This window comes from uncultured Microscilla sp., assembly GCF_947493425.1.
Classification (GTDB): Bacteria; Bacteroidota; Bacteroidia; order Cytophagales; family Microscillaceae; genus Microscilla.
In genome coordinates, this window is the sequence record NZ_CANLRP010000004.1 from 102,234 (window position 1) to 125,574 (window position 23,341).

At 41.2% G+C, this 23,341-nt stretch carries 19 protein-coding genes and 1 tRNA gene; 4 read left to right on the forward strand and 16 right to left on the reverse strand.

The window, feature by feature from the left end; all coding sequences use genetic code 11:
* Positions 1-23: 23 nt before the first annotated feature.
* From Q0954_RS02585 to Q0954_RS02600, 4 genes are all read right to left on the reverse strand, one after another.
* Positions 24-527: a thermonuclease family protein gene (locus tag Q0954_RS02585; RefSeq protein WP_299453163.1), complete on the reverse strand. Its 504-nt coding sequence runs from the start codon at positions 525-527 to the stop codon at positions 24-26.
* 163 nt (positions 528-690) lie between these two features.
* The gene (locus Q0954_RS02590; RefSeq protein ID WP_299453165.1) at positions 691-2,343 is read right to left on the reverse strand and encodes a glycosyltransferase family 39 protein; all 1,653 of its coding nucleotides are present in this window, start codon (positions 2,341-2,343) and stop codon (positions 691-693) included.
* Positions 2,344-2,736: 393 nt separating this feature from the next.
* On the reverse strand, positions 2,737-3,018 hold the full coding sequence (locus Q0954_RS02595) for a hypothetical protein (protein WP_299453167.1): 282 nt from the start codon (positions 3,016-3,018) through the stop codon (positions 2,737-2,739).
* A gap of 275 nt (positions 3,019-3,293) precedes the next feature.
* Entirely contained in the window at positions 3,294-4,520 is a 1,227-nt protein-coding gene (locus tag Q0954_RS02600) for a DUF4272 domain-containing protein (RefSeq protein WP_299453169.1), read from the reverse strand.
* 209 nt (positions 4,521-4,729) lie between these two features.
* On the opposite strand from Q0954_RS02600, the gene Q0954_RS02605 reads away from it, so the two are divergent.
* Positions 4,730-4,803: transfer RNA gene (locus Q0954_RS02605), tRNA-Arg, on the forward strand.
* 86 nt (positions 4,804-4,889) lie between these two features.
* Here Q0954_RS02605 and Q0954_RS02610 read toward each other — a convergent pair.
* Both Q0954_RS02610 and Q0954_RS02615 read right to left on the reverse strand, forming a co-directional pair.
* Complete coding sequence (locus Q0954_RS02610; RefSeq protein ID WP_299453171.1) at positions 4,890-5,513, reverse strand: leucine-rich repeat domain-containing protein; 624 nt, start codon at positions 5,511-5,513, stop codon at positions 4,890-4,892.
* A 122-nt stretch (positions 5,514-5,635) separates the two neighbouring features.
* Positions 5,636-6,259: a hypothetical protein gene (locus tag Q0954_RS02615; protein WP_299453173.1), complete on the reverse strand. Its 624-nt coding sequence runs from the start codon at positions 6,257-6,259 to the stop codon at positions 5,636-5,638.
* A 204-nt stretch (positions 6,260-6,463) separates the two neighbouring features.
* Between Q0954_RS02615 and Q0954_RS02620 the strand changes: the two genes are divergently transcribed.
* Entirely contained in the window at positions 6,464-7,555 is a 1,092-nt protein-coding gene (locus Q0954_RS02620; protein ID WP_299453175.1) for a hypothetical protein, read from the forward strand.
* Between the two features lie 16 nt (positions 7,556-7,571).
* Here the strand turns inward: Q0954_RS02620 and Q0954_RS02625 are convergent, their stop codons facing one another.
* The 6 genes from Q0954_RS02625 to Q0954_RS02650 all read right to left on the reverse strand — a co-directional run bounded on the left by Q0954_RS02625 (position 7,572) and on the right by Q0954_RS02650 (position 16,643).
* The gene (locus Q0954_RS02625) at positions 7,572-8,690 is read right to left on the reverse strand and encodes a hypothetical protein (RefSeq protein WP_299453178.1); all 1,119 of its coding nucleotides are present in this window, start codon (positions 8,688-8,690) and stop codon (positions 7,572-7,574) included.
* 247 nt (positions 8,691-8,937) lie between these two features.
* A complete protein-coding gene (locus tag Q0954_RS02630; RefSeq protein WP_299453181.1) occupies positions 8,938-10,278 on the reverse strand; it encodes an IS110 family transposase in 1,341 nt (446 codons plus the stop codon).
* A 682-nt stretch (positions 10,279-10,960) separates the two neighbouring features.
* Positions 10,961-12,220, reverse strand: coding sequence for an FAD-binding oxidoreductase (locus tag Q0954_RS02635; RefSeq protein ID WP_299453184.1), 1,260 nt, complete (start codon positions 12,218-12,220; stop codon positions 10,961-10,963).
* A gap of 103 nt (positions 12,221-12,323) precedes the next feature.
* Entirely contained in the window at positions 12,324-13,325 is a 1,002-nt protein-coding gene (locus Q0954_RS02640; RefSeq protein ID WP_299453187.1) for a 4-hydroxyproline epimerase, read from the reverse strand.
* A 540-nt stretch (positions 13,326-13,865) separates the two neighbouring features.
* Entirely contained in the window at positions 13,866-15,482 is a 1,617-nt protein-coding gene (locus Q0954_RS02645) for an aldehyde dehydrogenase (NADP(+)) (RefSeq protein WP_299453190.1), read from the reverse strand.
* Between the two features lie 240 nt (positions 15,483-15,722).
* Complete coding sequence (locus Q0954_RS02650) at positions 15,723-16,643, reverse strand: dihydrodipicolinate synthase family protein (protein ID WP_299453193.1); 921 nt, start codon at positions 16,641-16,643, stop codon at positions 15,723-15,725.
* Positions 16,644-16,866: 223 nt separating this feature from the next.
* Between Q0954_RS02650 and Q0954_RS02655 the strand changes: the two genes are divergently transcribed.
* Both Q0954_RS02655 and Q0954_RS02660 read left to right on the forward strand, forming a co-directional pair.
* On the forward strand, positions 16,867-17,757 hold the full coding sequence (locus tag Q0954_RS02655; RefSeq protein WP_299453196.1) for an AraC family transcriptional regulator: 891 nt from the start codon (positions 16,867-16,869) through the stop codon (positions 17,755-17,757).
* A 157-nt stretch (positions 17,758-17,914) separates the two neighbouring features.
* The gene (locus Q0954_RS02660) at positions 17,915-18,775 is read left to right on the forward strand and encodes a response regulator (protein ID WP_299453199.1); all 861 of its coding nucleotides are present in this window, start codon (positions 17,915-17,917) and stop codon (positions 18,773-18,775) included.
* Between the two features lie 107 nt (positions 18,776-18,882).
* On the opposite strand, the gene Q0954_RS02665 is transcribed toward Q0954_RS02660, so the two are convergent.
* From Q0954_RS02665 to Q0954_RS02680, 4 genes are all read right to left on the reverse strand, one after another.
* Complete coding sequence (locus Q0954_RS02665) at positions 18,883-19,668, reverse strand: cation transporter (RefSeq protein ID WP_299453202.1); 786 nt, start codon at positions 19,666-19,668, stop codon at positions 18,883-18,885.
* A 206-nt stretch (positions 19,669-19,874) separates the two neighbouring features.
* A complete protein-coding gene (gene sufU / locus Q0954_RS02670; RefSeq protein WP_299453205.1) occupies positions 19,875-20,303 on the reverse strand; it encodes a Fe-S cluster assembly sulfur transfer protein SufU in 429 nt (142 codons plus the stop codon).
* Positions 20,304-20,768: 465 nt separating this feature from the next.
* The gene (murG, locus tag Q0954_RS02675) at positions 20,769-21,896 is read right to left on the reverse strand and encodes an undecaprenyldiphospho-muramoylpentapeptide beta-N-acetylglucosaminyltransferase (RefSeq protein ID WP_299453207.1); all 1,128 of its coding nucleotides are present in this window, start codon (positions 21,894-21,896) and stop codon (positions 20,769-20,771) included.
* Complete coding sequence (locus Q0954_RS02680; RefSeq protein ID WP_002704802.1) at positions 21,874-23,103, reverse strand: FtsW/RodA/SpoVE family cell cycle protein; 1,230 nt, start codon at positions 23,101-23,103, stop codon at positions 21,874-21,876. The genes murG and Q0954_RS02680 overlap by 23 nt, the downstream gene beginning before the upstream one ends.
* Positions 23,104-23,341 lie beyond the last annotated feature (238 nt).

Consider the following 23,341-nt stretch of genomic DNA (forward strand, 5'->3'; position numbering starts at 1 on the left):
TAATTACAGGTGTTCAATAAACATTACAAACGTGGTCCTCTGCTCCATACGCCCCTTCGTTCACGCTTGGCTTCTGCTTCTATTTTCATAAACTTCTTTATAAGCCTTTTATTATATCTGTCCTTTTGCACTACTCCATACCCCTTTCTCAGTAAGTCTTCGTTGAGGCACCTACCTGTTTTGCGCACATACAAGTAAGCAAGTAGTCGACCATATTGGTCAAATTTCTTTTTATCATAATCAAGGTAAATCGGGGTACCAGGTTTGAGCCTTCTCCTTACAAACTTATCGGCGTGTCGGGCATACGCAGGGTTAAACTTAAAAATATTGTTTGACGCTTCGGGGCTATCTACTCCAATTAACCTCATTTTCTTCTTTTTGTAGCGTTTGGTTCTCACAATGATTGTGTCGGCATCCAATACTTGAATAACTTCGCCATTGTCATAGTTTTGGGTAAAGAAAAAATAGAGTAACAATATACCTACTGTTACTACCCCCATGATAATCATTATAGTTTGGTTCTCCATAAGTGCTTGATTAGTTTTATCTCCTCAAGATGTGCCAACAATGCCCCTACATTTAAGTAAAGTAGTTTTTTTGATGTGTTGACAGGTCATTCTCAGGAGTGATCATCCATTGATTTGATGAAAATACACACTTTTTTTTACTTGATACTTATTCACAAGTAATTTATTTGTTGAGGCTTGCTTCGCGCCTAAAAAACACAAAGCCGTTCTTTTCGCCAATTTTTTTTATTGGATGCCCCGCCTTGATGAGTTCATCTAAACGCTGAGTACGATCAATACGCGAGACCAAATAAACGGTTTTATCTGACTTACCCGTTAAATACCACTCTTCGGTATTTTGCTTGGGACTTTTTTGTGGGGTACGTGCTGTGTAAAAATACTGTGCGTAGCTTTTGTAGCCAATAGTGCCTACATAACAATCTTCGTTTTGTTTCGATTTCATAAACTCTATAGCCGCCGCTTGGGTATACTTTTCTACCTTGGGAATGAACACATAAATGATTACTTGTACAGTAAGCAAAGTAGTGACAAACAAGGCTTTTGCCCCCAACACAGGATTTTTTCGATTCCAGTATACCAAAGTAGTAATGACTACTCCCAGCAACAAAAAGCCAATGGCAGACTCCAGCCCCGACCAATGCACTACGGCATCGAGATTTGCCACGGCAAATTTATCTTTAATCAAAGGGATAAATTTTTCTTTATAATTGATGAGAATAGGCAAAGCCGCCAGCAATAAGGCTACTACAGTACCTATCAATCCGATAAAAATACCCAACCAACGGGCAAAACGAAAGCGTTGTTGCTCGATATGGAAAATATAAGTAGCCGCCATAAAAGTAAGTGGAAAATAGCACATAGAGGAGTAGTGCATAATTTTGGTAGTGATGAGCGAAAACACTGTTAAAACTACCCAAAATAAGGTTTTCATCCACAATTTAAAGCGTCGTTGCTCTTCGGTGTCTTCATTGTTGCGTTGAAACGAGCGCAAAAAGTAAATACTTGCCGGAAAACAGCCCAATAATAAAACTACAGGGTGATAAAAAATGGGTTGTTCGTGCCCGGTAGAGGTAGAACTTGCCAGGTCGAGTTGGTATTTTACAAATTCAGAAATAAACCAAAAGCCATTGTGGAGGGTTTCGGGCAAAAACCAGGCAAATGAGACCACAAGCGCCACCAAGCCAAAAACCAATAATTCAGGGATTTTAAAAGTACTCCACTTACGGCTAAGCACCCAATAAGTAATAAGGGTAAGCCCCGAAAGCAGCATTGCCACTGGTCCTTTGGTAAGAATACCTAACCCAATAAAAATACCTGCCAGGGCTGCTTTCTGATAGCGTTTGCTTGCGTTTTTGCGCAAGCTTAGTAAGTAAAGCTGATATACTCCCAAAAATATAAATAAGTTGAAAAGTGGGTCGATGATGCCTGACTTGAAATAAAAATGAGGCAACAATGACCCTGCATATACCAATACCCACCACAACCCAAAACGGGAATTATAGATGTTGGTTCCTATGTGGTAAATAAGTGCAAGAGTAATGATACCTATCAGGGCATTGGGAAAGCGTGCCGCAAATTCATTGACACCAAATATTTTCATAGAAAGTGCCTGAATCCAGAAAAACAGGGGAGGTTTTTCCCAAAAAGGCTTAAAGTCTACCTGCACCTGGGCATAGTTGCCAGTAACGAGCATTTCGCGGGCACTTTCGGCAAAATTGATCTCATCCCAATCAAACAAATGGGTTACCCCCAACATAGGGATAAACAAAAGGGCGGCTCCTACGGCTATCAGCCAACTAATAGTTTTGCTATTCATCTGCACAATGTCATTTTAGAGCTTCAAAATAGAGTGATTTTAAAGCGTTTTGCAAAAGATTACGCAGGTTTTTGTTCTTAGGAACGGTGTCAAAATAAATACGCATTCTTAACCTCCTCTTTTTTGGACATGCTTCGTTAAAAAAACTTGCTATGGCTATGCCGCGTTTTTTGACCTCGCCTGACCAAAAAATATTTCCTTAAACTATAGAACTTTATTTTTGCATCGTTCCTTAGGAATGGTACCAAAATAAATTTACATTCTTAACCTCATCTTTTGAGGCTATACTTTGTTAAAAAATAGCCGAATAGCGCTGCTATTAGCCGATTTTTTACCGCGTCTAGCAACAAAATATTTTAGCGTTACTATAGAAATTTATTTTTACACCATTCCTTACTTTTGTTTGGCTTCCATTGCTGTAATCTCTATTTCGCCCTTAGAGGCTACACAGTCAGACGCTACTGCCTTGTATTTAACCTTGACATACATCGGAAACTTAGAGGAATGGCTTACGCCAAAAGTTTCTTGTCCCTGCTTGGGTCGCCACTGGTAATGGTCAGCTTTATAAGGTGTGGGGTCGTTGCTAAAGGTGACCATAAAGCCTCCACAGCATTGGCAACGGCGCGCGTCGAATCCTATAATAATGGCATCTACAGTGTCGGTTTTGTTTTCCATAGTAGTATTTTTTCCGTTAGTATTTTTTTGGTTTACACAAGCACTTAGGCATAGCATACCAATTATCATAATGGTGGTTAGTTTTAAATACACAGGCGTAAATTTATATTGTTCAATTGTTTATTTAAATAGTTCGCAACGAAGCTAAAAACTCTGGTCTACGGGTTTCATAAACCCATAAAAACTGATAGTGCAAGGTGTGAAGACCCAGTACCTAGAACCCAGTTCCCAGCACCTTACAGGCACTCCTTACTCTGAGCTAAATCTAACCACTATCAAGTATCACAAGTTACCTCGTCCCAAGGCTGGTTGCGGTAATTAATCAACCAATTGAGGGCATAATGGCGCTCGTACACCACTCCGGGGTGTACTGCTTTCATTGCTTGTTTGGTAATATGAGCATCTACACAAGCCCAGTTCATACGATAATACAAATCATTGGCATTCAGCACTTCACTTTTACCGCGCAAGGTAGTCATACTTTCTATAAAATCACGGGGATTTTTATTTTCTCCTACTGGATATTGCTCCACCGGAATATCGTTCAGATTGGCTAATGTATCAGGAAAAGGTAACTCATCTACTATCCCTAATGCCCACATGAGCGTCCAAATACCTTCGCATTTCCAGGTTTCCTGACCTTTAAGCTCCTGAGTAGGGTTTTGCAAAAAAGCCCGTTCACGGGGAGTTACTGCCTCCTGTAACTTATATTGAGCAAGGTAACTCAAGGCTCCTTCGCCGCTAGAACCACCAAAAGCCACCGATGTGGTAATGGCAAGTACTACTACCCTTTCGGCTACTTCGTGAGGGGCGCGTAACTCCACTTCATCTTCGGCAACAATGACAGGAAGCTGGGCATTTATCTTTACTTCATGTGCTTTCAATATTTTTTCACTGTTTACCTTACGGGCAAGTTGGGCTTCGTTGGCGTTTTCGGGTGGGGTATCAAAGTACTGGGAGTTAATGTGCACACTAAGGTCATCTATTCCACATTTGCCGTTAAGGTCTAAGATCAGGTCAAGATTTTTGTCTAAAAACTGTTGTACTTTAGACTTACCAATGATCACTTTGGGCTGAGCAAACACTATAGCATCTAATTGTTGAATGACTTGTTCTATAAAACCAGTGAGCATAGTACGCACCAGCGGCGAACACAACACCCCACACTCAAAGTTCAACGTTTTTATTTTTTGCATCAGCAAGCCTTTTACCTCTTCGTTGGTACTTTGCAAGTCTCCTACAAAATTGAGCATTCCGGCAAGATTCTGCGTAAGTGGGCTGTCCAGTTCACTGATTTGGTACGATGGTTTGGCACGTTCACGGTACGACAACTGAAACTTTTTCTCAGTACCGAGCAAACCTTTTCTTACCGCTACATTTACCAATTTGCGGTCTTCTTCCTCAGTAACATTGATATTGGCTTGAGGGAAAAACTCTTTAAGAGTAGCCATGATGGTGTCAAAACCCAGCTCGTGGGCATAAATTGTACAATAGTTTTGCATGGGGTTAATTCAGGCTTTTTTTAGGTAGGCAAATATACATAATAGTTTACATCGCCTACAGGCTTTTGCTCATTCGTCTTAAACCTGTGGGGTAAGTTTCTGCCTGTATGAAGTGTTGAACACAAATTGGAAAAATATTTTTACTTTTTTTTAACTACTATTTGCAAACAATCAAAAAGTACTTACCTTTGTAACCTCAAAACAAACAAGGACCGGTAGCTTAGCTGAATAGAGCACCAGATTACGGCTCTGGAGGTCGTAGGTTTGAATCCTACCCGGTTCACTAATTTAAAAATTAAACCTCTGCAAAACACAGAGGTTTTTTTATGCCCTTTCTTTTGTTTTCACTAACACTGCCTCAACAAATACTTAAGAATAACTCATCTCACAGTCAGGTAACCACTCTTGCACTTTTTCTATCTCTGATTTGGGCAAGGGGTTATTAATTACCTCAAGCTGCTTTAGGTGGGTAAGTTGCTTCAACTCTTCTGGAAAACTGGTGATTTTATTATCGTTTAGGTCGAGCGATATCAACCGGGCAAGGTTGCCAATGACGGATGGTAAAGAAGAAATTTCGTTGCCTTCGAGCCTTAAGGTATACAAATTGGTGAGTTGCCCCAACACTACTGGAAACGTTTTCAATAGATTTGCCCCCAAATCGAGGTTAACCAAAGTCTTAAGGCACCCTAGTTCGTCGGGGAGCACACTCAAACTATTATCGCTCAAAATAAGGGTTCTCAAATGCTTTACTTTGCCTATTTGGGGAGGTAATGTGGATAGTTGTTTACCTTCAAAGTTGAGTTTGTCATAGCCATCGAGCAAAAAAGGCAAATGCTGTAGACAAAGTAGCGGAAACATGGAGCACTCCATAGCAAAATGTTGACTTACGGCATCTTTATCCCAGTTGGTAAGCATCTTAAATGCTAACTCAGGGGTGTCAGAAAAGAGGAGTTGTTTGATGTGACTTACATCTTCGAGTCTGTTGTCTTTCATAATATAAGTAGTTTAAGTTAGGTTCATATTTTTTGTATTAGCGTATGTTTAAATTTTGCCTTCGGAGTTAAATCTGTTTCACCATTGACAATAAACAAGAAAACTAATTTTTAAACATACTCTTAATCTTTCCTTTTAAACAATTCTTTGAGTTCAAGGGTGACCGTTTCGGGTTGATAGTCAAACTTTAGTACCCAAAAATACTTGTCTATCCAAACCTCCCAATGTTGATTGGCGAGTTTTCGGGCAATCATTCGCGGGTGGGCAAGGTTGTCATACAAGCTTTGCGAACCAAACTCAGTAGCACTCAGTTGGTGCGCCAGTATCTTGGTGCTCATAATCTCCAGATGACGCAAAGGATTTACTGTAAAAATGTGATTCCAGGCGCTTATCTTAGAGGGGTTCAAATTAATGTCTTTGTTTTTTACTTCTACCTCTTTGTATTCGCTTATTTTAATGGGGGTGTTTGTCGCGTGCAAACGTAGCTGATACAAGCGGTAATTTCTGATTGTCTTGGCGTGGTCATTATAAAATTTTTGCAGCTTTTGGTTCAACTCTTTGGGCATTTCTTGCGGGTCTTTGCCAAACCAACTATACAAGGTCTTGCTTTTTAGCTGAGCCAAATCTTGATAAAGGCTATAGCGAAAGGTGGCAAGTTTTTGCTCAAATTTACGCATTTTGTTGTCTTGGCTTTGCCCTTGTGACAACATCGCCAACGTCAACAGAGAAGTCAATATAGTTTTCATACATGGTGTTTGTTTGCTTAATTGCAAGATATGGGCTTTGGGCAATAAGACAAAGTTTTTTTGTTTCGCCATCGGTTATAAAGCTGTAGTTTTGGGCATTATTGAATCACAAGCTTTTAGCAACAAGCAAAAATTCATATCAAAACCAAAACTTTAACTTCCACGTTTACAGCATTTTCAGGCAATGATAGTTTTGTATATTTCATGAATACGCTCACCAACCAAAGAAATCGAATTTTTCGCCCTGCCAATGCCAACGATTTGGCAAAATTAAGAAGAGGTAAGTGGTCAAACTATGATGAAAAACCACAAGAAGGGGTGCACCTTCGTAGAAAACCCTACAAACTCAGGCGTGGGCTTACTTTTACCCCATTTGCCAACCCTACCCCCTGCAACGCCCATTGTGGTTTTTGTTCGGAAGAGCTTCAGCGTAAGCATCAGCAAAATTTGACTTCTAAAAATATTATCAAAGATCATGATCAGTATTTTCAGGCACTTGCTGCGGTGTTTGACGACTTAAGGGCAGTAGAAAATATTGGGCTCAGTTTGTCGGGGCTTGAGGCTACCAGCGATCCAGGGTGGCTACTCAAACTATTGGGTATGCTACAACAAGACAATGTGCCTCAATTTAACGAAAAGGTGCTCTATACCAATGCCACGGGGTTGCACAATCACCCTGCCCTGATTGATGCCTTGCAAGCAACCCAGTTTGACCGCTTGGAGGTATCGCGTTGCCATTATAATGACGAAATAAACCAACGAGTAATGTATTTTAACCGCAATGAGCCTGTACACAAAAACGAGGTATACGAGCCTTTGATTCAACGACTCAACCCAAAAGTAACGGTAAAAAACTCGTGCATTCTTACCCAAACGGGGGTAAATAGTGTAGCAGAGATAGAGTGTTACCTGGAATGGATCATAGGCTTGGGAGTTACTGAGGTAGTATTCAGAGAGTTGAGTATTTTGGATGACACTTATGTAAATAACCGTACCCGACAATGGACAGAACAAAACCGGGTAGCCTTAGATAGTTTGCTCACAGAGATTATGCCTCAACTCGACCAACTCCGCCAACATTGGGCATATCAATACACCCAGGCAGGCTATTATTATTACAATGAGTGTTTTATATACAGAGATAAGGTAAAAGTGATTTTGGAGACTTCGTCGTATAATGCCTTGATGAATCGTAATGCGCAAGCAATGGTGCAAAAGCTGGTGTTTCATTCCAATGGTAACTTGTGCGGTGATTGGGACCCTGATAGTAAGGTGCTTGCCAATTATTTTGAATGAAACAAGCATTCAGACATCAATCACTTTTTGCTTTTTGGTGTAGTTTTATTTGCAGCTCAATAACAATGTGTTTATGCTTATTTTTAGGAATATAATACGTTGCTTTCTCGGTTTCGTAGCATACACCCAGAAGTTTTACCTGTACTTGATAACCTTGATACTTGGGCACAAGTCGGGCTTGGTAGATGCTATGCCGGGTTGAATCAATATTTACTACTTTATTCAGCATCAAAGTATAATAACCTTCCTTTAGTTTTTTCAACCTACGTAAAGTATTGTCAGGATCGGCATAAAAAAACAGGCTGGTGTCTCTGGTGTCTTTGGTACCAAGTAAATCATACACTGCCTGATTTTTTGTTGACAAATTGTAAGGCGCTTTTTTAAAATTTATTCCTCCAGCATTTTGCAGATAAGCGTCAATATTAGTTTTGTTTAAATTTAGTCCTTCCGTCTGACAATAGGCATACAAAGTATCAAGTGTTGGACGATCTTGAGGGCTATAGTCTTTAAACAAAGAATCTTTTATTTTCTGGGCTTGTTTTTTCTGTTTCAGAAATGGGGCATAAGCAAGCTTGAAAGCTCTTCGGAGACTATCTAATTTTTGCTGGGTACCTTTGAGCACAGGCGTCAACACTTTTTTCAACTCTTTTCTGCTTTCTTTGTGTTTTTGTGGTTTTTCGGCATCTCTGAATATATCAAATAACCTTTTTTCTTGCTTTTCCAACTGTGTCATTTTGACTTTCAGCTCCAACAGCTCTTTAGTGTCAAACAAAGCATACGCCTCTCTATGCGTAGCATCGGTAGTGTAGCCTTTCCAAGTATTAGGTACCCTATAAGCATCAGCAAACGAATATAATGCATACCCTAACAATCCACACAGCCCTGTAACAAACAAAAAAACTGCGATTTGACGCAAAACCCACATCACAGAAGGAGTAGTTGGTTTTTTATGGGGCAAAGGGGCAGTTGATTGCCTTTGGGTGGGCTGTATCAAGGGCACTCTGCTCGCTTTAGCTTTTTGTGCCAAATCAGTGTATACTGCCCAAAAGTCTTCGGTTTCGGTTTGATAAAAAGCCTGCCACAATTGATCGGCTTGTTGTTCTAGTGGGGTGTATTTGATGGGGTATTTTGCCATTACTTTATGATCACTTTTTATAAAATAGCAACGAGGGCAAGTAATGGAAGGTTGCAGGATTTGGAAAGTAGTTGGGAGCCCTGACAGGGGTTTTGAAACCGTACACTTTTTTATATCAAGCGTTTCTTGTCTTTTTCGCTGGTTTTAGTTTTACAACATAAAAATGGACATTGATCTGCTAATTTGCAGGGTAAATCCGAGTTTCATATACCTCAGGCATCCGTTCATTTTTCCGTACAACCACTAATCATCCACCTTGAAAAATGAACGCTTTCTCATTAGCACTCAGCTCCAATGAAGCTATTTTTCTCTGTAAAGAACGTATGTTTTTTTTCCTGTGATTAGTCTTCTCAATAGCATAATAATTTGGATCAAAGTCTACTTTTTTAGTAAGCATATGATAAATAATGGTAGCAAGTTTTCGGGCAGTTGCAGTGATTGCTGCCCCTCTGCCTTTTCGGTAAGCTATTCTGCTGAAAAAACTACCCAGAGGATGATCCTTCATATTACCAATTACATTAGCGGCCTGTCGCAATGCTAAACTTAATTTGTTTTTCCCTTTGGGCGTACGACTACTTAGAACTTTACCACCACTAATTTTATTATTCGGAGCAAGGTTCAACCAACTTACAAGATGTTTAGCACTAGGAAAACGATCAACTCCATCTCCTAGCAAGCAAAGCATACATAAAATGGTGCCATCACTGATGCCGTCTATCTGATATAAATCTACTCCAAAAAAATGGTAAGCAATGGGACGAAGCTCAAATGTAGGCGTGTTTTTATGTCGTTTTTTACGCTTAATTTCAGGAAGCTCAGCTAAGGAAGGTTTACCAATTAAGGTGGTCTTTAAAAGGGCTTCTATTTTTTTATCACTCTCCGTTATTTTGGTCCTATAATGACAATAAAATTGATAGCACTCTTCTAAAATAAAGAGCTGATCTTCTTTCCAGTCACCTTGTAAAGCTAAGGCGATTTCAGACTTACTTTTTTTAACACGATGGTGAGCCAAATTAGCTAAATTAATTGGATTGCGCTCCCCTCCTAAAATCGATTCTATGATAGCTGTACCACTCAAGCCCGTAATATCACTCAGAACTACATCCAACCGTAAATTCATCAGACGCAAAGCTTGTTGGATTTTCTGCATATATGAGGCACTTTGACGAATCAAATATTGACGATGATGATAATAACTTTGTAATGCACGAGCCTGTTCATCAGGCAAAAAACTTCCACTCAATAGACCCAAGCTGTGAAGCTTTTGTATCCACATACAGTCTAACACATCCGTTTTCCTTCCTTTTACATTTTTAGTATACTTACCGTTCACCAACAAAACATCAAAACCAGCATTTTGCAAAGAACTAAACAAAGTTTGCCAATAACTTCCAGTACTTTCCATGGCTACTGTAACAATATTTGACGATTTGAGCCATTGAATTACCTCTTGATGATTCTTGGTATAAACACCAAACTCACGTACCTGATCTTCCTGCTGACCAATACTTACAAAATAACTGGTGGAGCCAACATCTATACCAGCGGCGCAAACATTGACAACCTCCATTGATAAGCTTTTTTCCATAACAACTCATTTGTTTAACAAATAAATGCTTTTGGGAAAAGTAGCTTTGCTATAAAAATTTTCCGTTCGGGATCCCTTGAAGAAGAGTCACCAATTAAATCAACAAATGTCCAACAATAGTAGACTTTCTACTTTTCAACCAGATTTTTCTAGGAACTAGAGTGTATCATTAAATGAATAGGTTTCTTCCAAAAGCGTAGTATTGGTATATACGTTGTCTACCCTAATCAAAGAGTAAGCTTCGCTGGATTTTTCTTTAGCTAAAAAAACGAACCAAAAAAAGCCACCGCTGTAGTTTGATCGCTAAAATTTAATCCATTGCGCCTAAAATGCTCAAACATTCGCTCGTGCCTCGCTCAGTGATCATTTTTTAACGGCTTCATTGCTTAAATTTCTTCACGCTAACAAACTAAGGCGGAAGGAAAAACCTTGTTATTCAAGCACTTTTGATATTGACTAAAAATGTTCTAATGCAAAGCATCAAAAACAATAATTAGTGTACGGTTTTAATGACAGGGATAAACTTTAAGTGACAAGTCGCATGATATTCATCGGTATCTAAGGGCTTGAGGCTGTAGAAGCTTCTATCTCCTAATCTTATAAATTATCAAGTTGCTTGTAGAGTAGCCTCAAACTTGAAGCTTGTTGCTAAAAGCTTGAGGCTATAGAAACGCCCAACTAACTAACCGTACCGCTCAGGGCTAAAAGCCTGCACCTCAATGCTGTTTTTTTGTCCAGCAATACTTTCGGCAATGAGCTTGCCCGTGGCAGGTGCCAGGCTTACGCCCATCATAGCATGACCCGCCGCAATGTTGACATTGTTAAGATGCCCTACTCTACCAATGTAAGGCAAACCATCGGGCGAACAAGGACGCAACCCCCGCCAAACTTGTGATTTTTCGGGCAAGTCTACCTTATAAGAAGGCAAATACTGAGGAATGGCTTTGGCAATGCCTCCTACCCTACGCAAATTGATGCTTTCGTCAAATCCAGTGATTTCCATGGTTCCACCAAAACGAACCTGTCCTTGCATAGGAGTCACCGATACTTTGGCTTCGCAAAGAATAGAAGGAGTCTTTATTTTTTGGGTGGGATGGTCTTTTACCATGAAGCTGTAGCCTTTGCCTGCTTGCATGGGCAGGTTTAAGTTCATTTTTTTTGCCAACATAGTAGACCACACTCCAGAAGCTATTACATACTCGTCTCCTTTGACTACTCCTTTTTTAGTCTCCACTCCCAGCACGCTTTCACCATTGAGTTGAATACCTTCTACTAGGGTATTTTCCAAAATAGTGACCTTGTTGTCTTGCAAATACTTGTGCAAGCTTTCTAACAATACTTGAGGCAACAAGTAGGCATCACCTGGATAAAACACCCCACCCAACACATCGGGCAGGGCTTCTGACTCTAGCTCATGCAAGGCTTTGCGGTCGAGTATTTGAGTTTCTATGCCTAGTGCGTTTGCCTTATGAGCAATCTCTATTTCTTCTTCGCCTACTTTTTCGGTTTTGTACAACATCATCAATCCCGAAGACTCCAACCCAAAATCAGTCAATGCCTGGTCTTGCTTAAGGTCTTGGTAGAGTTGTCGGCTCAGCAAACCAATATTGCGTAAGTGAGGCATTGCTTCTTCTACCTTTTTGGCAGTAGCCGCTTTGTAAAATTTCAGTCCCCAATTAATCAGACTTTTGTTGAGGCGTGGGCGAATATAAAAAGGACTCTCTGCATTGAGCATCCAACGAACGCCTTGTCCTATAATACCAGGGGTTGCCAATGGCACAAAATGGCTGGGTACAATCATTCCGGCATTACCAAACGAACAACCATCTAAAATGGCGTCGCGTTCAATCACTGTTACTTCGTGCCCATCTTTTACCAGATAATATGCCGTGCAGAGTCCTATTACTCCACCTCCCACGATGATTACTTTCTTTTTGTCCATAATATTTGGTTCTGGGTATTGGGGACTTGGTTCTAGGCGAGTTTTACCCAACTTATTTAGCCTTGCAAACCTAACACCTAGTGCCCAGTCCCTAATACCAAATTTAAATCACCTGAAACCCAAACGCATAAGGGTCATCCTCATCGTCAATGGTAATGGTATTGTGTCCATAAATACGCGCCCAACCTTCAATGCTAGGAATAATAGCCTGATGGTCACCTAACTTTACCACGTCTTCTACCCTGCCAATAAATTGACTTCCAATGATACTTTCGTGGATAAATTTGTCGCCTTTTTTGAGCTTGCCCTTTGCAAACCATTGCGCCATTCGTGCCGATGTACCCGTGCCACAAGGTGAGCGGTCAATTGCCTTATCGCCATAAAAAACAGCGTTGCGAGCAGTGGCTTCCGCCGATTTAGTGTCACCCGTCCACAACATGTGGCTCAAGCCATTGATGGTGGAGTTTTCGGGATGAACAAATTCATATTTTTCATTCAAACGATCACGCACCACCCTGCTCCAGGCAATCAAGTCTCCGGCAGTGTAAGTATCAATGCCCTTGAAATTGGGTTGAGGGTCTACTATAGCATAAAAGTTGCCCCCGTAAGATACATCTACCGTAAGCTCGCCCAAGTCGGGACATTCTACAGTCAGGTTTTCGGCGGCAAGGTATGAAGGAATATTGGTCAGTTTTACCGATTTCACTTTATTGCCTTCTTGTTGGTATTGCACTAATACCAGCCCAGCGGGGGTTTCCATGCGTACTTCGCCAGTTTTTTTGGGGCTTACCAAACCCTCTTCTATGGCTATAGTAATGGTGCCAATGGTGCCGTGCCCACACATAGGCAAACAACCACTGGTTTCGATAAATAAAACGGCTACATCGTTGGCGGGGTCTGAGGGGGGAAATAATATACTGCCCGACATCATGTCGTGTCCGCGTGGCTCAAACATCAATCCTTTACGGATCCAATCGTACTCTTTTAAAAAATGTTGTCTTTTTTCGCTCATATTGGCGCCTTCCAGCGAAGGTCCGCCACCTGCTACCAACCTTACCGGGTTGCCGCAGGTATGAGCATCTACACAAAAGAAAGTTTTTTTCATTATCAGTTTTTTAGTCGATAGTTTCTAAAGCTTCAAGTTTTAAGCAATAAATTTCAAGCCTGTGAGCGACTTTATAGAACGCTGATTTTTAACAGCTTATAAATTCGAAGATGGAAGCTGTTACTGCCTCAAACCTTTAGATACCGATGCATATCGGTGTGTCAATTCTTTAGGATACCAGATATATACAAGCGCAACAAGTGATCAGCTTTAACCTGTGCCTCAAGCAACTATAGCCTTTGCAACACCTTGATTTTTAGTGATTGATAACACCCATGTTTATAAACCTGTCACAGCGCTCAGTTCCCAATTAATAATATACAATTTTTTTACGTAATTATAGATTTGATAACTTTGAAAAAATTCAATAAGCAACGGTCAGTTTTTAATCTTTATGGTGGGCTTTAGCAATAAAACAACCTGTAGGCTACCTCATTATAAAAACATCTCAGGGCAATGCCTGCCCTGGATGTAAACTAAGGTATCACTATAATATATATACAAGTTTAATTAAAGCGGCTTTTCTGCTTACTCGCTGGCTTATGCTTGTTCAGCCAGTACAGAAATTGCCTCGTTTGACCACTTCCCGTCGGTTAAACGCCATATATTCAACGGGTTTTCGTCTTGTAATTCTTGCGGTAATAAAGCCTGTGGGCAGTTTTGAAAAGCTACCGGACGGGCAAACCGTTTGATGGCATCGGTACCTACCGAAGTAAATCGGCTATCGGTAGTAGAAGGGAAAGGACCTCCGTGATGCTGCGATGGGCACACTTCTACCCCAGTAGGTACGCCATTGTAAATTAAACGTCCTACGCGGTCTTGTAGCCCTGCAATTATCTCTTTACACTCAAGTAGTTCTTCCTCTTCACCCATTACAGTAGCAGTGAGTTGTCCTTCCAGGCTTTGGATCGCTTGTGCCAGTTCTTCGCGGTTTGCGCATACTACCAGCAAAGAGTAAGGACCGAACACTTCTTCGTGCAAGGCTGGATTTTTCAAAAAATCGGCGCCACTTACTTTGGCCACTACTGCCCTGCCCTGGTTTGGCTGGCTGCTTTGGTCGGCTTGTGCCACTATTTGTACTTCGGTTTGTTTCAGGGCTTGTTCGGCTCCTTCATCAAAAGCTTTGGCTATGCCTTGGGTAAGCATAGTAGCGGGCGCAATGGCCTGTACTGCTTCACCCAATGCGGTCTCAAAAGCAGTCAATTCGTCAGAAGCAACTCCTAACAACAGCCCTGGGTTGGTACAAAACTGCCCGGCTCCCAAGGTGATAGAACCTGCATATTGCTGGGCTATTTGAGCCCCACGATTACGCAAAGCCTGGGGTAGTAATACTACGGGGTTTACACTGCCCATTTCGGCAAATACTGGAATGGGTTGAGGACGTTGTTGAGCAATTTGGTACAAAGCTTTGCCACCAAAGCTCGACCCGGTAAAGCCTACTGCCTGGGTAACGGGATGTTTGACCAATGCTTGCCCTACCGAATGCCCACTGCCGTATAGCATAGAGAAGGTGCCGTTGGGCATGTCACATCTTTCGGCGGCTTTTATAACGGCAGTAGCTACCAATTCGCTGGTACCCAAATGTGCCGAATGTGCTTTTACTATTACTGGGTTACCCGCAGCCAGCGCCGAGGCGGTATCGCCACCAGCTACTGAAAATGCCAAGGGGAAGTTGCTGGCTCCAAACACTACTACAGGCCCTATAGCCACTAGTTGCTTACGCAAATCTACTTTGGGGATGGGTTGACGCTCAGGTTGGGCGGTGTCTATGCGGGCATCTACCCACGAGCCCTCTTCTACCAATTGGGCAAACGCACGCAATTGGTTCATGGTACGTCCACGTTCGCCTATGATTCTGCCTTCGGGCAAACCAGACTCGATACAGGCTCTTTGTACCAAAGTATCACCCAAGGCTTCAATTTCTTCGGCAATGGCACGCAAAAATGCGCCTTTTTGCGCTCCAGAATATTTTTTTAATTGTTGGAAAGCCTCGCTTGCCAACTGCATGGTTTGTTCTATTTCGTCCTTGGTAGCAGCACTAAAAGCTCCGGTTAACACCTCATTGTTGGCGGGATTAAAAGCTTGTTGTTGTTTCTGTCCTTCATCAGAACGAGTGTTACCTATAAAGTTTTTTCCTTGTATATTTTCTTTTGTCATGGGAGTGAAAAGCTTGTGTTATGATTATTTTTTTACTTATTAGTCATTAGCTGTTAGCCTTCGGTATTTTTCTCATATTTGCAAATTTAGTTATAATTTAGAACGACAGGGGGCTGAATGCCACCTTCTAAACAACCTCGTTTAACAATGTTGCTATGTTTACCAAAACCAAGGGCTAATAGCTAAAACTAAGGGTCATCATTCGCTTTGCGAACTATTTAGCAATAAAGCCGTAGACAATTACAATACTTCACTTAGTAAAGAGGGTAGCTCAGGACGATTGGCAAGGCCTGTTTCTATGATTTTGATCACACGCTCGCGCTCTTCGCCACTTAGTTTCAAACGAGGCTCTCTTACATGCTCGGTACCCATTCCAGTCATTGCTTCGGCAAGTTTGATGTTTTGTACCAGCTTTTCCGATACGTCTAAGTGCAACAATGGGTAGAACCAACGATAAATCTCTACAGCCTCTTTGTAACGTCCTTCTTGTGCCAGACGGTAAATAGCTACAGTTTCGGCAGGAAATGCACATACCAGGCCAGCCACCCAACCATCAGCACCCATCATCAAACTCTCAAGCGCAAGGTTGTCTACTCCAGAAAGAATCTTGAAGCGGTCACCTAGTTCATTGATCATGTCTGTCATGTAGCGTATATCACCTGTAGACTCTTTTACTGACTCAAACTTAGGGTTTTGTGCCAGCTCTTTGAACATGTCTATTGTGATCAGGGTTTTGTAAGCAAGTGGGTTGTTGTACAACATAATGGGCAAATCGGTTGAATCTGCCACTTTGTGCAAATAAGTAAGTGTTTCGCGCTCGTCAGAGGCATAACGCATAGGAGGCAATAGCATAAAGCCATCAGCACCTGTTTTTTGTGACTCCTGAGCAAATTCTTTAGCTGTGCGGGTTGTGCTTTCGGCAAGACAAATAATCACTGGGACTCTACCTTGTGCTGCTTCAAGCGCGCTGCCTAATACTTGCTGCTTTTCAGCAATGTTTAATACACCACTTTCTCCTAAAGACCCGCATACGATAATACCATCTACTCCGGCAGTAATCTGCTGGTCGATGTTTTTCTTAAGAGTTACTAGATCCAAAGACTCATCTTCGTGAAAATTAGTAGTTACAGCGGGGTAGACTCCATTCCATGTTACTTTCATATTTGTATTTTTATCAGTTATAAAATAATTTTCTATAGTAATTGTGAAAGCAAAAGTAGGGGTGTTTTTTGCCTGTTGCTTACATTTTATTGACTATTACTAGTACTATATTAACATCAATATAGTATTTCACAACTTTATTATGTTATTTTAATACCAAATTAGCTGTCTACAAGAAGATTTTACCCGTTTTTAATCACAACAAAGTTTAAAAGACTATACTATGAAAGCACTGTATTTTAGAATGCCCAAAACAGAAATTGAGTCATTTAGAGTTCAAATAGACCAAATGCCTTATTTTTATGATACGCTGCATTATCATCCTGAGCTTCAGATTACATTGATACTCAAGAGTACAGGTACCCTGTTTGCAGGGGACGGCATCCACCGCTTTCAACCACTTGACATATTAATTATGGGATCCAATTTACCCCATGTATTACGCAATGACCAAGATTACTATTTACCCACAAGCAATAAAGAAGCGCATTCTATTTCTATTTTTCTTAAGAAAGAATCGTTAGGCAAAGGTTTCTTTGACCTGCCAGAAATGCAACCGGTCAAAGAGCTGTGGCACCATGCATCGCGCGGTATTCGCATTACCAACCAGGCTCCTAGTGAATTGACCGAACGCTTGCGTACTATAGAAGACTCTCAGGGTATTCATCGCTTGGTACAACTACTAGGTATATTTGAATCACTTATCAAAATACCCACCGAAGCCAAAGAGTTTTTATCGAGTGCTGCATTTCTCAGTCCTCAGAAAGACTCTGATAATCAGCGGTTAAATGATGTAATAGACTATGTAATGAAAAACTACACGCGGGATATTAAGTTAAGCGAAATAGCCGAGGTAGCACATATGACGTCCGAAGCGTTTTGTCGTTATTTTAAGCTGCGTACCCGCAAAACATTTTCGGGTTTTCTCAACGAAATTCGCATCGGAAATGCATGCCAGATGTTGGTAACAGAAAAGTACAATGTGTCGGAAGTATGCTTTGCCTGTGGCTTCAATAATTTATCTAATTTTAACCGACAGTTTAAAAAGTTTACGCAACTTACCCCTAGTCAATACTTAAAAGAGTATTGTTATAAGGATAAAGCAGTGCGTTAATTGCTGTATACTTAAATAGAAAACGCTGCGTAGGTCTTTATTCGTTAAGGCTTACGCAGTATTTATATCCACCATTTCCTATTTTCAATAAATTTGCTCGTTTTTTATTAATTTTTCACTATGATTTGTAAGTTTAAATTACAACCAACGCCCTTACATGAAAAATTATAGTTTGCTCGTTGTAGACGACGATAAAAATAACCTGATGGTGATGATTCGCTACCTGGAGAAGCATCACAAACTTCAGGTAAATTATGAGTTTTTGACCGCCCCGAATGGCAAAATAGCCTTCGAAATTGCAAAAAAAACCAAACCCGATCTGATTTTAACTGATTGGGACATGCCCTTGATGAATGGTATAGAAATGATTAGGGCAGTGAGGCAATTGCCCTCAATCAAAGAGACGCCTATCATTATAGTAACGGGTATAAACGATGCTGCTGAAGATTTAAAACTTGCCCTGGATGCGGGTGCAGTAGATTATATTCAAAAACCTGTCAATAAAATTGAACTCAATGCCAGGGTCTACTCTGCGTTGCAACTATACGATGCTTTCAGGACAATTAGGCTGCAAAAAACGGCTATAGAAGAACAAAAAAAACAAGAGTTAGGCTCTAAAACATTACAAATTTACGAGAAAAACCAAATACTGAGCACAGTTAAAAGTAAGCTTGAAAGTTACTTGTTAGACCTCAACCCTGACGATCGTCCGGCGGGTAAAGCCATTGTTAAATTAATTGAACAAAATATGCACCACGACAATGAGTGGGATGCTTTTAAGCAGCAGTTTGACAAGGTAAACCCTCAGTTTTTTAAGGTATTGGAAGAAAAGCACAACGACCTGACAATCAGCGAAATAAAAATGTGTGCTTACATTTATGTAGGCTTAGGCATCAAAGAAATTGCCGACTTTATGCACTTGGAATATGGGGGAGCCAGGGTAAAAAAAACCCGCATTAAGCAAAAGCTAAAGTTGCCTGCCGACCTAAAAATTGATGATTATATCAGAGGATTGTAGACAATAAAGCAGCAAGTCAGGGAGCACTTAATTGGAGGAAGTTTAACCTGCTAATGATCAATAATCAATAAGGTAAGTAACTTTCGAACAAGCTGTGAATCATTGTTTTATAACTTAAGTATTCTTAAGGCTCCCTGCACCACCAATATAAACACTAAAGCCCCAATAATCAGGTCAGGAACACCTGACTTAAGCCAGTGTACCAATGCCCCTGCCACTATTACGCCCAGGTTGATGATGATGTCATTGGAAGTAAATATCATACTTGCCTGCATGTGGGCTTCTTTGCTTTTCGATTTTTGTAATAAATATAAACAGGCTGCATTGCCTACCAGCGCAAACACTGAAACATAAATCATTAGGGTAAAATCTGGCATAGTAGCTACCCCAAAAAATCGTCTTAAAACCTCACTAAATCCCAATATAGCCAATATCAACTGAAAGTACCCGGCAACTTTGGCAATGCGCTGCTTACGTATCAGGCTACCACCTACGGCAAATAAACTCAAAGCATAGACTAAGGCATCGGCGAGCATATCGAGGCTATCTGCTACTAGTCCCATCGACTTGGATATAAATCCAGTGGTGAGTTCTATCAAAAAAAACGCAAAATTGATGAGCAAAACCGCCCACAATAGTTTGCGCTGGTTTCGTGCTTTGGCAAATACCACATTGCCTGCATCTTCAGTATTTACAAGCTGGCTCCCCAGATTGAGCTTGTCCAGTGCCTGGGCTATCTCGTGAGAGTCACCCTCATGAAACACTTGCAAGATTCGTTGAGGAATGTCAAAGTCCAAACTTTTGATAGCTCCCAATCCTTCCAGTTTCATCCTTATCAGGTTTTCTTCTGAAGGGCAATCCATCTTGCTTATTTTAAAGGTTGTTTTTTTCATGTTGTTAGACATTTAAACAGCATACAAATGTTTGAGTCCTACGTACACACCCCCTCGCTGATTCTTTTATCTACTGATTTTATAAACCATTAATGATCAATGTACGATAAAGTCGGAACAGGCTTGAAGCTTATCGCTAAAAGCTTAAGAAGCTTCTACCTATGCCACCAGTACTCTAAATCTAAACACAGGGGAAGCCATCCATACTACTGCGACTGCTCATCTATCAATGTTTGAAAGGCTTGCCAACTGAGCGTAGCGCATTGTTCACGACTGGGAAAGTGCTTCGCAGCGGCAAAAGCTTTAAACTCTTCAGGTATATTGGCGGGGAGCTCGCCGTTTACCACTTGCATAAATACTTCTATCAGTATTTTTGCCTCGGTCAGTGTTTTGCCTTCAATGGTTTGCAACAGTACCGAGGTAGACGCTTTGGACACAGCACACCCATAGCCGTGAAAAAAAGCTTGTTGAATCACTTCTTCTTCCAATGATGTATACAGTTGGAAATGATCGCCACATAATGGGTTGTAAGCTTCTGAATGCAGTGGCAATTCTTCGGCTTTTTTAAAATTGTGAGGGGTTTTGTTATGTGCTAAAATGACACTTTGGTATAATTCGTTCAATGACTTTTCCATAAAACAATCGTCAATATTTTTCCTTTACGTTACAAAAAGAACCTTTCATAAACTCAAACCCACCGTTCATAAACTCTCTATTGCCCAACCCCATAAGTTTTGCTTCCTTTGTTGAGAACTTATGCAAAAAGATTATTTTTTGACGGGGGAGCTAAGTGAATCTACTAAAATACCCTATGCCATTATGCAGCATCTCTTGCCGTTATACTTCCTCAAAAAATAGAGCAAATAACGCTGTTATTAGCCGATTTTTTGACTTGTCTAACCACAAGATATTTTGCATTATTGGCACAATTTATTTTTTCCGTTTCACTAACCTCTCTAATCAACTATATATAAAGTATCAAAGAGCAACATTTACGATCATCGGCGCAAGCTGGTGAATCAACAGTAGGGTGTTGAATAGTTTTTTTTCAAGCAAATATTCTCAAAATTGAGAATATTTGCTTTTTTGTTTGAAGAGGTTTATATCAATTTAAGCACTTCGTCTACAATTTGCTCGGTGGCTTTGGGTTTGCCCAGTTGTCGAATGTTTTGCGCAAGTTGTTGCTGGCGGTTCGTGTCTTGTAGCAATGCCAACGCTGCATCTACCAATAGGCTTTTGGCGTCGCTGTTTTTGATATGAATGGCGGCATTTTTTTCTTCTAATGCCAACACATTTTTGGTTTGATGATCTTCGGCAGCAAACGGAAAGGGTACCAAAATAGCTGGCGCACCTACCAGGCATATTTCTGACACAGCCAATGCACCTGCTCTTGACACAATGATGTCGGCAAGGGCATACGCCAAGTCCATTTCATAGATAAATTCGGTGCGTTTTACCAAAGGGTGGTTGAGTAACCCAGCATTGTCGGGGTTTTCTTCAAAGGAGTTTTTCCCGGTTTGCCAAAGCACTTGTGCTCCCGCATTTACAATTTTATGCAAATCTTTAGAAATACTCTCGTTGATGCTTCTCGCCCCCAGGCTTCCTCCTACAATCAAGATTGTTTGCTTGGCTGGGTCGAGCCCAAAATGCTGAAAAGCAGCTGTTCTTTTGGCAGTTACATCTAACGCCAAAATATCTTTGCGTACTGGATTGCCCGTATGCACAAGCTTTTCGGCGGGGAAGTATTTCTCTAATCCTTCATAGGCTACACAAATAGTATTTACCCGTTTTGCCAACCACTTGTTGGTAAGTCCAGCGTAGGAATTTTGTTCTTGAATAAGGCTGGGCACTCCCATACGAGACGCCACATATAGCAAAGGGCCACTGGCAAAACCACCCACCCCGATGGCTACATTGGGCTTAAATTTTTTGATAATGCGGCGGGCTTTGAGCAAACTTGAGGTAAGCTTGAATGGAAAGCTCAAATTATCTGCCGAAAGGCTGCGCTGAATGCCACTGATCCACAGCCCCTCAATGGGATAACCTGCCTTGGGCACTTTTTCCATTTCCATTTTGCCTTGGGCTCCTACAAACAAAATTTCGGTATTGGCGTGGCGTTCTTTTAATTCGTTGGCTATAGCAATGGCAGGGTAAATATGTCCTCCGGTGCCTCCTCCGCTGATGATGGCACGCACAGGCACTTGATTACGCGAGTTTTCTTTTGGCATTTCCTGTTCTTCCTCCTTTACCTATTTTTTCAATATCTTCATCTACTTCTCCCCGGCTAATGCTTAACACAATGCCCAAGGCTACTCCGGTAAACAATAGTGAGGTTCCTCCCATACTTAACAAAGGCATGGGCATACCTGTAATGGGTACCAAGCCTACCGACACTGCCATGTTGATTAATGCCTGAATGACTATACTGAAGGTGAGCCCGGCAGATAAAATTCCCCCAAAGGGGCGTTTACTGTTGGCCATTACCATCATACCCCGATAAAGCAGCACCAGGTATAACACCAACACCAGCAAACCACCCAATAAACCGTACTCTTCAACAATGATGGAGTAAATAAAATCGGAATAAGGGTTGGGTAAAAAGTTTCGTTGCACACTATTGCCCGCGCCTACCCCCGTAATGCCTCCGGTAGCAATGGCAATGTAGGATTGCTGCGCCTGAAACGGTATTTCGCTAGAGTTGTACTTGGCATTGATCCGGCTTTTGAATGTGCCAGAGCGTTGCCCCATATACAGGGCAGCAGTAATGGATATAAAGCCTACCACTACCAACAATGCTAAATAATTGATTGGTACGCGTCCAATAAACATTAAGATCAAACAGGTGAGGAATAACAACAATGCACTTGATATATCGGTAAGTCCAATTAAACCACATATAATGCCCACCCAAAACAAAATAGGCATAATGGCATCTTTAAAATCGTCTATGCTGCGCTGGCGTCTTGCCAACATACTGGCAAGGCTCGCCAACAAAGCGAGTTTTGCCAAATCGGACGGCTGAAAAGACTGGTTAATGATAGGGATAGTGATCCAGCGACTGGCTTCGTTTATTTTAGGGCCAAACTGCCACGAAAGCAAAAGTAATGGCACAGACAGTAACAATGCAATGCGCGATAAGCGGGAATAATAACGATAGTCGATACGGTGGGTCACCCAAATGGCGATTAAACTGGTAAAGACCAACAGAGAGTGTTTGAACAGGTAATGGCTGTGTCCTTGTTGGTTTTTGTAAGCAATGGTACCAGTGGCACTATATACTACCAATACACTGATAGAAGCCAGGGCTACCACTACCATCCATATAAACTTGTCTCCCTGAAGGTTACGATCAAACCAACTCTCCTGTGGGTAGTTTTCTACCAACTCTTCCTGATCGTTTGTTTTTGTTACGTTCTCTGATGAAGCTTCTTCCATGCTTTCTATAATTTCATTGATCTGCCAGGCAAATCTTTCATTTCGGTGTCTATAGTAGGGGCTATGTTACAGGTTCAAGTCCCTAAATGCCGATGTATATCGGTACTTTAAGCGACAAGCTTCAAGTTCTTAGACACCGAATCGGTGCCACTCCCTATTTAACTGCGTTGAGTAAAAGCTTGTTCAAAAGCCATTTTCAAACAAGCTTTGCTCTACTACTATGTAAATATCAAGCAAA